This window comes from Enterobacter cloacae complex sp. 385G4 (assembly GCF_057320665.1).
The window spans coordinates 113,053-126,707 of record NZ_JBXWDD010000007.1 but is presented as its reverse complement, the minus strand read 5'-3'; the positions used below and the strand labels follow the sequence as shown (position 1 = coordinate 126,707).

Sequence of the window (13,655 nt, the reverse complement as noted above, 5' to 3'; positions counted from 1 at the left end):
CGGCGAATCGCCACACTTCCCGCATGAAAAAAGAGAACGGCTTTACGCTTATCGAAACGCTGGTGGCAGTCTCGCTGGTTGTCATACTCAGCGCCTCAGGTCTGTACGGCTGGGACAGCTGGCAGCGGCAGCAGCGGCTGTGGCAAACCGCCAGCCAGGTGCGCGACTATCTGGTGTTTCTGCGAAATGATGCCAACAGGTACAACCGCGATCATCACATAACCCAGCTGCGGGTTGGGGAACAGCAGTGTCTGGTGAGCGCTGCCGTGCAAGGCTGTGTGAAGGGCAGCCCCTTTGTTCTGATTCCACTCTGGCCAGAGGTCGCGGTGAGCGAGGTCACACCGTCATTAGGCTTCTATGGGTCAAGGGATACGGCATGGGCAGGGCGGATACGCGTGCAAAGCCGTGCCGGAGAATGGCTTATCCTGATCTCAGACGGAGGGCGCATCAGAATGTGTAAGGTCTCACAAGGAGGTTCATGTCGATGAGACAACGCGGTTTCTCGCTGACAGAAGTTCTGATTGCTACGGCCATCAGTAGCCTGTTGTTGATTGGCGCATCGCGCTTTCTACCCGGATTGCATCAGGCGGTATTACTGCAATCCGGCCAGAGAGAGCTGGAAGAAGAGGTCTGGCAGCGCCTGTTTGCTCTCGGCAAACAGCTTCAGCGTGCGGGTTACTGTGCTGGGAACTGCCAGGGGCAAGGGCTGGCGATCGCAAGGCAGGGCAGCTGCGTCATTGTTCGGTGGGATGCCAACAGTAACGGTCGTTGGGATCGCAGTGCATCAGAAAACGACAGCACCGGTTTTCGTCTGGAATCGGGCGCGCTGGAAACGCTTCGTGGGGCAACCTCATGTGAAGGTCAGGGATGGGAAAAGCTCACGGACCCGGACAAGCTCGCCATCGCGCATTTTGTGGTGAGGAAAGTAACACACGCCGGGTTTGCGCCGGAGCTGAATATCGAACTGTTCGCCCTGCGCAACGGCGATCATGGAGAGCCTTATCAGGCTTTGTATACGGTCACGGGGTACAACCTGTGAACCGTCAACGCGGTATGTCTTCGCTGGCGCTGGTTCTACTTTTACTGGTGCTTGGTACGCTGATCCTCACCGGCCTTAACCAGCAACTGACAACATTCAGCGCGCTCGTTGGCGGTGAGAGCCGTTCGCTGCAGCAGCAGGCTTCTGTACAGTCAGCGCTTGAGTGGGGACGCGTTCAGAGCTGGTCACCCGATCCTGAAGTCCAGTGCAAAAAGGCACTCGCCTGGCAAGTGTGTTTGCGGCGGCTGAGTGAGACCACTGTTTTACTGATTGCCGGAGTCAACGATCTGCTGCTCTGGCGTTCAGGAGAGATTATTGACGGTAATATTCGCTTTTCGCCTCACGGCTGGAGTGATTTTTGCCCGCTAAAGGAGCGTTCGCTATGCCAGCTGCAGTAAGCAAAGAAAAAGGATTTAGCATGGTTGAGGTTCTGCTGGCGATGATGCTGCTGGTCATCATCGTCACGGCACTGGCCGGTTATCATCGGGCGCTGGCGGCGCGGTTTACGCAGTTTAACCAGTATCGTCAGCTCTGGCACCACGCCTGGAATCAGGCTCAGCTCTCAACAAATGTTCTGCCCGCAGGCTGGCAGGCCAGTCGGGTGCAGACAACGCACGCAGGATGTGTCAGCATCACGGTTACACTTATTTCTCCTCTGGGGCGACGCGGTGAAATAACGCGTCTGCATTGCCCGGTTAGCCAGTAGTCGGGAGCGTCTATGTTAAGGGTCTACCACTCAAATCGTCTGGATGTGCTGGAAGCACTGATGGAATTTATTGTTGAGCGCGAGCGGCTCGACGATCCTTTTGAGCCTGAAATGGTGCTGGTGCAGAGCACCGGTATGGCACAGTGGCTGCAAATGTCGCTTTCCCGTAAGTTTGGCATTGCCGCGAATATTGATTTCCCGCTGCCCGCGAGCTTTATCTGGGAGATGTTTGTTCGCGTGTTACCGGACATCCCCGAGCAGAGCGCCTTCAACAAGCAGGGCATGAGCTGGAAGCTGATGGCGCTGCTGCCGGAAATGCTCCAGCACGATGAATTCGCCATGCTGCGTCACTACCTCAATGACGATACCGATAAGCGCAAGCTGTTCCAGCTGGCGTCGCGCACCGCCGATCTCTACGACCAATACCTTGTTTACCGTTCTGACTGGTTAATTCGCTGGGAAGCGGGCGAACTGGTTGAAGGGTTACCGGAGGCGCAAATATGGCAGGCACCGCTTTGGAAAGCGCTGGTCGAGCATACGGAGAAACTTGGGCAGCCTAAGTGGCACCGTGCCAACCTGTACGATCGGTTTATCTCAATACTCGAGAATGCGTCGGCGCGTCCAGCCCGACTGCCGTCACGCGTTTTTATCTGTGGGATATCCGCATTACCGCCTGTTTATCTGAAAGCGTTGAATGCGCTGGGTAAACATATCGATATTCATATTTTGTTCACCAACCCTTGCCGACAGTATTGGGGGGATATCCTAGACGAACGTTGGCTTGCGCGGCTGGTGACTCGCCAGCGAAAGCGCCTTTTTGAAGAACGATCCGTCCCGCTGTTTAAAGACGGCTCGACTGCCGGGCAGCTTTTTGATGAAGACGGCATCCAGAACCTGCCCAATCCACTGCTTGCCTCATGGGGGAAGCTGGGGCGTGATTACATTCACATGCTCTCCGATATTACGTCATCAGGCGAAGGTGACGTTGACGCCTTTGTCGAGATCGCCCCGGATAGTCTGCTGCATAATATTCAGTTAGATATTCTGGATCTGGAGAACCGCGCCGTCATGGGCGTGACGGCGAAAGAGTTTGAGCGCAGCGACAGCAAGCGGAAGCTGGACGCTGAGGATCGCAGTATCACGATCCATGTTTGTCATAGCCCGCAGCGTGAGGTCGAAGTGCTTCACGATCGGCTGCTGGCGATGCTGCAGGACGACCCTGAACTGACGCCACGCGATATCGTGGTGATGGTGGCGGACATCGACAGCTACAGTCCCTTTATTCAGGCCGTCTTCGGCAGTGCGACGGGTGAGCGATACCTGCCTTACGCCATCTCTGACCGTCGTGCCCGTCAGTCGCACCCGGCATTGCAGGCATTTATCACCCTGCTTTCACTGCCGGATAGCCGGTTTATCTCCGAAGATGTTCTGGCGTTACTGGATGTTCCCGTGCTGGCAGCCCGCTTCAACATCAATGAAGAAGGGCTGCGCTACCTTCGCCAGTGGGTAAACGAATCAGGCGTTCGCTGGGGCATCGATGACGATAACGTTCAGGAGTTCGAGCTTCCCCCAACCGGCCAGCATACCTGGCGGTTTGGCCTGACGCGTATGCTGCTGGGCTACGCCATGGAGAGCAGCCAGGGCGAGTGGAACGAAGTGCTGCCTTACGATGAGTCCAGCGGTTTGATTGCTGACCTGGTAGGGCATTTAGCTTCTCTACTGATGCAGCTTAACCGCTGGCGCCGTGAGCTAATGCAGCCGCGTCCTCTTGAAGAGTGGCTCCCGGTGTGCAGGGCGTTACTTAATGATTTCTTCCTGCCAGACAACGACACCGAAGCGGCGATGGCGCTCATTGAAACGCAGTGGCAGGCTATCGTTGACGAGGGCGTGAATTCCCACTATCGCGAAGCGATTCCTTTGTCGCTGCTGAGAGATGAGTTGACGCAGCGCCTTGACCAGGAGCGAATCAGCCAGCGTTTCCTGGCAGGCCCCATCAATATCTGTACCCTGATGCCAATGCGCTCAATTCCCTTTAAGGTGGTCTGCCTGCTCGGCATGAACGACGGTATTTATCCTCGGGCCCTGGCACCGCTGGGGTTCGATTTGATGAACGCAGATCCAAAGCGGGGTGACCGTAGCCGTCGTGATGATGACCGCTATCTCTTCCTTGAAGCGCTTATCTCCGCTCAAAGTAAGCTCTATATCAGCTATATCGGTCGTTCCATTCAGGACAACAGCGAGCGCTTCCCCTCCGTTCTGGTGCAGGAACTGGTGGACTATATCGGCCAGAGCCACTATCTGGCTGGGGATGAGGCGCTTAACTGCGATGAAAGCGAGCAGCGGGTGAAGGCGCACATTACCTGTATCCACAGCCGCATGCCGTTTGACCCGGTAAACTATGTTGTCAGCGAACAGCAGAGCTATGCCCGCGAATGGCTGCCAGCAGCGAAAAAAGAGGGGAGAGCCCATACGGATTTTATTCAGCCGCTTGATCCGCTGCCCATTAACACTCTGACTTTCGAACAGCTTCAGCGGTTTTGGGCGCATCCGGTGCGCGCCTTCTTCCAGCAGCGATTACGGGTCAACTTCCGCTCTGAAGAGAGCGAAATTCCTGATGCAGAACCCTTTACTCTGGAAGGGCTGGAGCGCTATCAGCTAAACCTCCAGCTGCTTAATGCGCTGGTTGAAGAGGAAGATGCAGACAAACTTTACCGGCGCTACCGTGCCGCAGGGCAACTACCTTACGGTGCGTTTGGGGAAATCGTCTGGGAGGCGCAGTGCCAGGAGATGACCGCTCTGGCGGAGCGCGTCAGGGAGCACCGCCAGCCCGGACAAAGCATCGAAATCGATCTCAGTTGCAAGGGCATACAGCTCACGGGCTGGCTAACCCAGGTTCAACCGGATGGGCTACTGCGCTGGCGGCCTTCTCTGCTCAGCGTTTCACAAGGATTGCAACTCTGGCTGGAACATCTTGTCTACAGTGCGGGTGGGAATAAAGGTGAAAGCCGGATCTTCGTGCGCAAAGAGGGCGAATGGCGCTTCCCACCTATGGAGGCAGAACAGGCGTTACGCTATCTGTCCTTGTATATTGAGGGCTATCTTCAGGGAATGAACAAACCCCTCCTGTTACTGCCCGAAAGTGGCGGTGCGTGGATAAAAGCCTGTTATGACGCGCAGAATGATGCGATGTTAACGGATGAGGCTTCGCTGCAGAAAGCGCGCAGTAAATTTATGCAGGCCTATGAAGGAAACATGATGGTACGCGGTGAAGGTGAGGATGTCTGGTATCAACGTCTATGGCGAACGCTTGAGCCAGAATACTTCGAGGCTATTACGGAAGAGGCACAGCGCTACCTGTTACCGTTGTTTAAGTTTAATCAGTCCTGAGCGCTGTATAAAAATTGCGCAGTATGGGGTGTTCATTTATGATGCACTTCTTATCACGGACTGATGTACCTAAATAAAGAGATGTTGGCGTGTCCAGCACGCAGTTTGTTAATGATGTTTGCCCTAAATAATTCGAGTTGCAGGAAGGCGGCAAGGGCGTGAATCTCGGGGAGCTTACATGAATAAGTGACTGGGGTGAACGCATGCAGCCGACGCACATGCAACTTGAAGTATGACGGGATAGCCGTGATAAAGAGGTCGTAATGCCAGGCAGCACCTTGTTCAAAGCGTTTGTTTTGTTTGTCGCCCTTTGGGCTCCCGTCACTCAGGCAGACTCCGGTTGGCAACCCGTTCAGGAAACTATCCGTAAGAGCGAAAAAGATACCCGTCAGTATCAGGCTATCCGCCTCGATAACGGTATGACCGTGCTGCTGGTTTCCGATCCGCAGGCGGTGAAATCCCTCTCGGCGTTAGTGGTGCCGGTTGGATCGCTCGAAGATCCTGAGGCGCATCCGGGGCTGGCGCATTATCTCGAACACATGACGCTGATGGGCTCTAAAAAATATCCGCAGCCGGATAGCCTTTCTGAATTCCTGAAAATGCACGGCGGCAGCCACAACGCCAGCACGGCACCGTACCGCACGGCCTTTTATCTCGAAGTCGAAAATGACGCGCTGGCAGGGGCGGTTGATCGTCTTGCCGATGCTATCGCCGCGCCGCTGCTGGATAAAAAATACGCCGACCGCGAGCGCAATGCCGTCAATGCGGAGCTGACTATGGCCCGTACCCGGGACGGTATGCGTATGGCGCAGGTCAGCGCCGAGACCATCAACCCGGCGCATCCGGGCTCACGTTTCTCGGGCGGTAACCTGGAGACGCTGAGCGATAAACCGGGAAGCCCGGTCATTGACGCCCTGCATGCGTTTCGTGACAAATACTACTCCGCCAACCTGATGAAGGCGGTTATTTACAGCAACAAATCGTTGCCGGAGCTTGCCGGACTGGCGGCACAAACGTTTGGCCGGGTGCCGAATAAAAATATTGACCTGCCGAAGATAGACGTACCGGTTGTCACGGACGCGCAAAAAGGGATCGTCATCCACTACGTCCCTGCCATGCCCCGCAAAGTGCTGCGCGTTGAGTTCCGCATTGATAACAACACAGCCCAGTTTCGCAGTAAAACCGACGAGCTGGTGACCTACCTGATTGGTAACCGTAGCCCGGGAACCTTATCTGACTGGCTGCAAAAACAGGGGCTGGTGGAAGGGATCCGCGCCGATTCCGATCCCGTGGTAAACGGCAACAGCGGCGTGCTGGCGATCTCCGCCACCCTGACCGACAAAGGTCAGGCCAACCGTGATGAAGTGGTGGCGGCTATCTTTAGCTACCTCTCTTTACTGCGCGAGAAAGGCGTCGATAAGCGCTATTTTGATGAACTCGCGCACGTGCTGGATCTCGATTTCCGTTACCCGTCCATTACCCGCGATATGGATTACGTGGAGTGGCTGGCGGATACCATGATCCGCGTGCCGGTGGCGCACACGCTCGACGCGGTCAATATTGCCGATCGTTATGATGCCGAGGCGGTTAAAGCGCGCCTGGCGATGATGACGCCGCAAAATGCCCGCATCTGGTACATCAGCCCGAACGAACCGCATAACAAGACGGCATACTTTGTTGATGCCCCTTATCAGGTAGACAAAATCAGCGACCAGACCTTCGCCGATTGGCAGAAGAAGGCCGGTGAGATTGCGTTGAAGCTGCCGGAGCTGAACCCCTATATCCCGGATGATTTCTCGCTGATCAAAACGACTAAGCATTATCCGCACCCGGAGCTCATTATTGATGAACCGACGCTGCGCGTGGTGTATACCCCAAGCCGTTATTTTGCGAGCGAGCCAAAGGCCGATGTCAGCGTGGTCCTGCGTAACCCGAAAGCGATGAACAGCGCCAAAAATCAGGTGATGTTCGCGCTCAATGACTATCTGGCCGGTATCGCGCTCGATCAGCTCAGCAACCAGGCGGCCGTGGGCGGGATCAGCTTCTCCACCAATGCCAACAACGGTTTGATGCTTAATGCAAATGGCTATACTCAGCGTCTGCCTCAGCTTTTCAAGGCACTGCTCGAGGGTTACTTCAGCTACACGCCAACGGAAGAGCAGCTTGAGCAGGCTAAATCCTGGTATGCGCAGATGATGGATTCTGCAGAAAAGGGCAAAGCTTACGATCAGGCGCTTATGCCGGCGCAAATGCTGTCGCAAATACCTTATTTCCAGCGTGAAGAACGCCGTGCCTTGCTGCCATCAATCTCATTAAAAGAGGTGCTGGCTTACCGTGACTCGCTAAAAACCAACACGCGCCCGGAGTTTCTTATCGTCGGCAACATGAGCGAAGATCAGGCCAAAACGCTGGCAGAAAATGTTCGCACGCAGCTCGGTTCGAAAGGGGACGAGTGGTGCCGTAACCAGGACGTGCTGGTTGAGAAAAAACAGAATGTGATCTTTGAAAAAGCGGGGAGCAGCACCGATTCCGCGCTGGCCGCGGTGTTTGTGCCAACGGGCTATGATGAATTCGCAAGCTCTGCGCAGAGCGCCGTTCTGGGTCAGATTATTCAGCCGTGGTTCTATAACCAGCTGCGCACAGAAGAGCAGCTTGGCTATGCGGTATTTGCTTTCTCAATGAACGTGGGGCGTCAATGGGGGCTGGGCTTCCTGCTGCAAAGCAGCGACAAACAGCCAGCCTATCTCTGGCACCGCTATCAGGCGTTCTTCCCGCAGGTGGAAGCAAAACTGCGGGCCATGAAGCCGGAAGAGTTTGCTCAGATCCAGCAGGCCGTCATCGCGCAGGTGATGCAGCCGCCGCAGACGCTGGGCGAAGAGGCGTCACAGCTGAGCAAAGATTTCGATCGCGGTAATCTGAAATTTGATTCGCGTGATAAAGTAGTGGCCGAGATAAAACAGCTGACGCCGCAGAAGGCTGCCGATTTCTTCCATCAGGCCGTGATTAAGCCGCAGGGCATCACTATCCTGTCTCAGGTTTCCGGTAGCCAGAACGGGAAAACGGACTACGTGAACCCGAAAGGCTGGAAAGTCTGGAAGAGCGTCAGCGCGTTGCAGCAATCTATGCCCTGGAGTAAGAAAGAATGACCGATACCGCTGAGTCCCTTGATCCCTTACGTTTACCTCTGCAGGGTGAACGATTGATTGAAGCCTCAGCGGGAACGGGAAAAACCTTCACCATCGCCGCGCTCTATCTGCGCCTGCTGTTAGGGCTTGGCGGTAATGCCGCTTTTCCTCGTCCTTTGAGCGTTGAAGAGCTGCTGGTCGTTACCTTTACCGAGGCCGCCACCGCTGAGCTGCGCGGCCGTATTCGGAGCAATATCCACGAACTGCGTATCGCCTGTCTGCGCCAGAGCACGGATAACCCTCTCTACGCGAGCCTTCTGGAAGAGATCGCCGATAAGCAACAGGCAGCCCAGTGGCTGCTCCTCGCAGAAAGGCAGATGGACGAAGCGTCCGTCTTCACCATTCACGGTTTTTGCCAGCGCATGCTGAGCCTGAATGCGTTTGAATCCGGCATGCTGTTTGAGCAGCAGCTTATTGAAGATGAATCCGTGCTTCGCTATCAGGCCTGCGCGGATTTCTGGCGTCGCCACTGTTATCCGTTACAGCGGGATATTGCGGAAGCGGTACATGCGTTGTGGAAGGGGCCCGAAGCGCTGCTGCGCGCCATCGATCGTTATCTTCAGGGGGAAGCGCCGGTCATCAAATCTCCGCCCCCGGCGGATGAAACCCTGGCCTCACGCCATGAAAAAATCATCGCTAAAATTGACGACATCAAACAAAAATGGATTGAGTCAGTCGGTGAGATTGACGCGGTCATCGAGAATTCCGGGATCGATCGACGTAAGTTCAATCGCGGCAACCAGGGCAAATGGATCGAGAAGATCAGCGCGTGGGCGCAGGAAGAGACGCGCGGTTACCAGCTCCCGGATGCGCTGGAGAAATTCTCCCGGCGTTTCCTGGTTGAGCGGACCAAAGCCGACGGTATCGTACCTGAACATCCCCTGTTTCTGGCGATTGAAACCCTGCTGGCGGAGCCCCTGACGCTCAACGATCTGATGATCACTCGCGCCATGACGGAGATCCGCGACGCCGTCGCGCGTGAAAAGCGTCGCCGGGGCGAACTGGGGTTCGACGATATGCTGAGCCGACTTGATGCGGCGCTGTGCAGTGAAAATGGCGAAGCGCTTGCCGCCGCGATTCGCACCCGCTTCCCGGTCGCGATGATTGACGAATTTCAGGACACCGACCCACAGCAGTACCGCATTTTCCGCCGTATCTGGCGCCAGCAGCCCGGCACCGCGCTGTTGTTAATCGGCGATCCTAAGCAGGCCATTTACGCCTTCCGCGGTGCGGATATTTTTACCTACATGAAAGCCCGTAGCGAGGTTGACGCGCACTACACGCTCGACACCAACTGGCGCTCTTCTCCCGGCATGGTGGAAAGCGTCAATGCGCTCTTCAGCCGCATGGATACGGCGTTTATGTTCCGGGAGATCCCTTTCCAGCCGGTCAAGTTCGCCCCTAAAAATACCGCGTTGCGCTTCGAGGTTAATGGCGAAACGCAGCCAGCCATGAACTTCTGGCTACTTGATGGGGAAGGCTGGGGCGTCGCGGACTATCAAAATGCTATGGCCCAGCACTGTGCGGCGCAAATTAGGGACTGGCTCAGCGCAGGCGCGCGCGGCGATGCGCTGCTGTGGAAGGAGGATAAACCAGCCCCGGTAAAGGCATCTGATATCACGGTGCTGGTGCGCAGCCGTCAGGAGGCCGCGCTTATCCGCGACGCCCTGACGCTACTGAATATACCGTCCGTCTACCTCTCCAACCGCGACAGCGTTTTTGAAACGCTGGAAGCCCTCGAGATGCTATGGCTGCTGCAGGCTGTGCTGGCCCCGGAGCGTGAAAGCACGCTCCGCAGCGCCTTAGCGAGCGCGATGCTCGGGCTGAACGCGCGTGACATTGATGCGCTTAATACTGACGAATCCGCGTGGGATGCTGTGGTAGAAGAGTTTGTGCGCTACCGTGAAAAATGGCAGAAGCGCGGCGTGATGGCGATGGTGCGCGAGCTCATGGCACATCGTCACATTGCGGAAAACATGCTGGCGACAGCGGGCGGCGAGCGCCGTCTGACCGATATTTTGCACATCAGCGAGCTGCTCCAGGAAGCGGGTACGCAACTGGAGAGCGAGCATGCTCTGGTGCGCTGGCTGGCCCAGCAGATTGCCGACCCTAACAGCAATTCTTCCAGCCAGCAGATGCGCCTCGAGAGCGATAAACATCTGGTGCAGATCGTCACCATTCACAAGTCGAAAGGCCTGGAGTATCCGCTGGTCTGGCTGCCGTTTATCGCCAATTATCGCGTGCAGGACCAGGCTTTTTACCACGATCGCGAGTCGTTCGAAGCGGTACTCGACCTCAGCAACGCGGAGTCCAGCGTCGAGCTGGCCGAAGCGGAGCGTCTCGCGGAAGACCTGCGCCTGCTATACGTGGCGCTGACCCGTTCGGTCTGGCACTGTTCCCTGGGCGTCGCGCCGCTGTTCCGTCGCCGTGGCGAAAAGAGCGGCGAGAGTGATTTTCATCTGAGCGCGCTGGGGCGGCTTATTCAGCGCGGCGAGCCTAAAGATGCCGCAGGGCTGCGCCAGTGCATCGAATCACTTTGCTCAGAGCATGTTGCCCTGCATATTCCCTCCCAGCCCGACAGCAGCCGCTGGCAGACGCCGGAGCAGGGAGAGTCAGCGCTGCATGCCCGCGAGGTGGCTCGCACAATCGCTGACGACTGGCGCGTCACCAGTTACTCCGGTTTACAGCAGCACGGACAGAGTATTGCGCAGGATCTGATGCCAAAACTGGACGTGGATGCCGCTGGGGCCGGGAGCGTGCCCGTCGAGCCGGCGCTCACGCCGCATCAGTTTCCGCGCGGCGCCTCGCCGGGCACGTTTTTGCACAGCCTGTTTGAAGAGCTGGATTTTACCCAGCCGGTATCAGAAGAGTGGGTGCTGAAGATGTTACAGAGCGGCGGCTACGACGCACAGTGGCAGCCGGTTCTCACTGAATGGATCCGCGCTGTTCTGCACGCGCCGCTCACGGCGCAGGGGATCTCGCTGAGCCAGCTGACCGCCAAAGATAAGCAGGTGGAGATGGAGTTTTACCTCCCCATCGCCAGCCCGCTCAGGGCCGAGGCGCTTGATGCGCTGATCCGCGAGTACGATCCGTTATCCGCCGGGTGTCCGCCGCTGAATTTTCGCCAGGTGCAGGGGATGCTGAAAGGCTTTATCGACCTGGTTTTCCGCCACGAAGGGCGCTACTACCTGCTGGATTACAAATCGAACTGGCTGGGGGCAAACAGCGAAGCCTATACCCAGCAGGCGATGGCCTCAGCGATGCAAATGCATCGCTACGATCTGCAGTATCAGCTTTACACCCTGGCGCTGCACCGTTACCTGCGCCATCGCATGGCCGATTATCGCTATGAAGATCATTTTGGCGGCGTCATTTACCTGTTTCTGCGCGGCGTGGATGCTAACGACCCGCGTTCGGGTATCTTCAGCACCCGTCCGGCTGTGGAGTTGATTGAAAAGATGGATAACCTGTTTGCTGCAAGCACGGAGGAAGTAGCATGACGATGCAGGCGCTACTGCTGGACGCAATTGAACAACGTGCACTTCGCCACCTGGACGTACAATTTGCCATGATGGTGGCGGGCGAAGAGCCTGCCGTCATGCTTGCCGCGGCGATCCTGAGTAAAGATGCGGGAGAAGGGCATGTCTGTCTGCCGCTTTCACGTCTGGTGGTGGATGAGAAAATGCCGCCGGCTTTACAGGCGTGTTTCGCGCTTCTGGGTGAGGCAGTGGACTGGCAAGAAATATTACTCCGCTCGCCCGCCGTCAGCAGCGCCGATACCGGTACGCCAATGATTTTGACGGGTGAACGTTTGTATCTGAACCGGCTGTGGCGTAACGAACTGACGGTGGCGCGCTTCTTCAGCGAGACCAATACTCCGCTTCCGTGCGATGAAGCACTGCTCCGGCAAACGCTGGATACGCTGTTTACCTCTGACGACGAGACAGACTGGCAGAAAGTGGCGGCAGCAGTGGCGTTAACGCGGCGGATTTCGGTGATTTCGGGCGGGCCGGGCACCGGTAAAACGACCACCGTGGCTAAGCTGCTTGCCGCGCTGATTCAGTTATCGGGTGAGCAAAAGTGTCGTATCCGCCTGGCGGCACCCACCGGTAAAGCGGCTGCACGTCTGACGGAGTCGTTAGGCGGCGCGCTGCAAAAACTGCCGCTCACCGGGGAGCGGCTTGCGCTTTTCCCTAACGAAGCCAGCACGCTGCACCGCTTGCTCGGCGCGCAGCCGGGTAGCCAGCGTCTGCGCTACCATGCCGGTAACCCGCTGCATCTGGACGTGCTGGTGGTGGATGAAGCATCGATGATTGACCTGACGATGATGTCGCGTTTGATTGATGCGTTGCCGCCGCACGCGCGCGTCATTTTCCTCGGCGACCGCGATCAGCTTGCCTCCGTTGAGGCCGGGGCCGTGCTGGGCGATATCTGCACCTATGCCAGCCTGGGGTATACCGCTGAACGCGCTGAGGAGCTGGCGCGCCTGACCGGATGTTCGCTCGCGGCTGAGAACCATTTACTTGCGGGGGCGCTGCGCGACAGCCTGTGTTTACTGCAAAAAAGCTACCGTTTTGGCAGCGACTCCGGCATTGGTCAGCTTGCGGCGGCGGTGAACCGGGGCGACCGGCACGCTACCTGTGCGGTATTTGACGGTACCTTTACCGATATTGAGAAAAAATCGCTGCAAACCGGGGAAGAGTATCAGGCGATGCTGGATGACGCCCTGCTGGGGTACCAACATTTTCTGACGGGCGTACAGCAGCAAAGCACGCCGGAGCAGGTCATTGCCGCGTTTGGCGAATACCAGCTGCTCTGCGCGTTGAGGGAAGGGCCCTTTGGCGTCAGCGGCCTGAACGACAGGCTGGAACAGCTGCTGGCGCAAAAGCGTAAAATCAACCGTACTCCGCACTCGCGCTGGTATGAAGGCCGGCCGGTGATGATCTCCCGCAACGACAGCGCGCTGGGGTTGTTTAACGGGGATATCGGGATTGCGCTCGATCGCGGGCAGGGGCTCCGCGTCTGGTTCCAGATGCCGGACGGTAGCGTGAAGTCCTTCCAGCCGAGCCGTTTGCCCGAGCATGAAACTGCCTGGGCGATGACGGTGCATAAATCCCAGGGTTCTGAGTTTAACCATGCGGCACTTATCCTGCCCACACAGCTTTCCCCCGTCGTTACCCGCGAGCTGATCTATACCGCCATTACGCGCGCGCGTCAGCGCCTGTCGCTGTATACCGATGAACGGGTGCTGGTACAGGCGATTGCCACCCGCACGGAGCGCCGAAGCGGGCTGAGCGCGATATTTGACTCCCTCTGAACGACGCCGGCAAAGAAAGGA

General features: G+C 57.0%; 8 protein-coding genes. All 8 read left to right on the top strand.

The window, feature by feature from the left end:
* The first annotated feature begins 23 nt into the window (after nucleotides 1-23).
* The 8 genes from AC2FAJ_RS17585 to recD all read left to right on the top strand — a co-directional run bounded on the left by AC2FAJ_RS17585 (nucleotide 24) and on the right by recD (nucleotide 13,634).
* Nucleotides 24-488: a prepilin peptidase-dependent protein gene (locus AC2FAJ_RS17585; protein ID WP_485454359.1), complete on the top strand. Its 465-nt coding sequence runs from the start codon at nucleotides 24-26 to the stop codon at nucleotides 486-488.
* Nucleotides 479-1,039: a prepilin peptidase-dependent protein gene (locus AC2FAJ_RS17580; protein WP_485454358.1), complete on the top strand. Its 561-nt coding sequence runs from the start codon at nucleotides 479-481 to the stop codon at nucleotides 1,037-1,039. The genes AC2FAJ_RS17585 and AC2FAJ_RS17580 overlap by 10 nt, the downstream gene beginning before the upstream one ends.
* A complete protein-coding gene (locus AC2FAJ_RS17575) occupies nucleotides 1,036-1,437 on the top strand; it encodes a DUF2509 family protein (protein WP_485454357.1) in 402 nt (133 codons plus the stop codon). Before AC2FAJ_RS17580 ends, AC2FAJ_RS17575 begins: the two co-directional genes overlap by 4 nt.
* Nucleotides 1,422-1,745: a prepilin-type N-terminal cleavage/methylation domain-containing protein gene (locus AC2FAJ_RS17570; RefSeq protein ID WP_041908385.1), complete on the top strand. Its 324-nt coding sequence runs from the start codon at nucleotides 1,422-1,424 to the stop codon at nucleotides 1,743-1,745. The genes AC2FAJ_RS17575 and AC2FAJ_RS17570 overlap by 16 nt, the downstream gene beginning before the upstream one ends.
* Nucleotides 1,746-1,757: 12 nt before the next feature.
* Nucleotides 1,758-5,132, top strand: coding sequence for an exodeoxyribonuclease V subunit gamma (gene recC, locus AC2FAJ_RS17565; protein WP_485454356.1), 3,375 nt, complete (start codon nucleotides 1,758-1,760; stop codon nucleotides 5,130-5,132).
* Between the two features lie 263 nt (nucleotides 5,133-5,395).
* Nucleotides 5,396-8,278 (top strand): pitrilysin, encoded by a 2,883-nt coding sequence (ptrA, locus tag AC2FAJ_RS17560; protein ID WP_188245981.1) that lies wholly within the window; start codon nucleotides 5,396-5,398, stop codon nucleotides 8,276-8,278.
* Complete coding sequence (gene recB / locus AC2FAJ_RS17555; RefSeq protein WP_485454355.1) at nucleotides 8,275-11,817, top strand: exodeoxyribonuclease V subunit beta; 3,543 nt, start codon at nucleotides 8,275-8,277, stop codon at nucleotides 11,815-11,817. Before ptrA ends, recB begins: the two co-directional genes overlap by 4 nt.
* Nucleotides 11,814-13,634, top strand: coding sequence for an exodeoxyribonuclease V subunit alpha (recD, locus tag AC2FAJ_RS17550; protein ID WP_049136435.1), 1,821 nt, complete (start codon nucleotides 11,814-11,816; stop codon nucleotides 13,632-13,634). The genes recB and recD overlap by 4 nt, the downstream gene beginning before the upstream one ends.
* The last annotated feature ends 21 nt before the right edge of the window (nucleotides 13,635-13,655 follow it).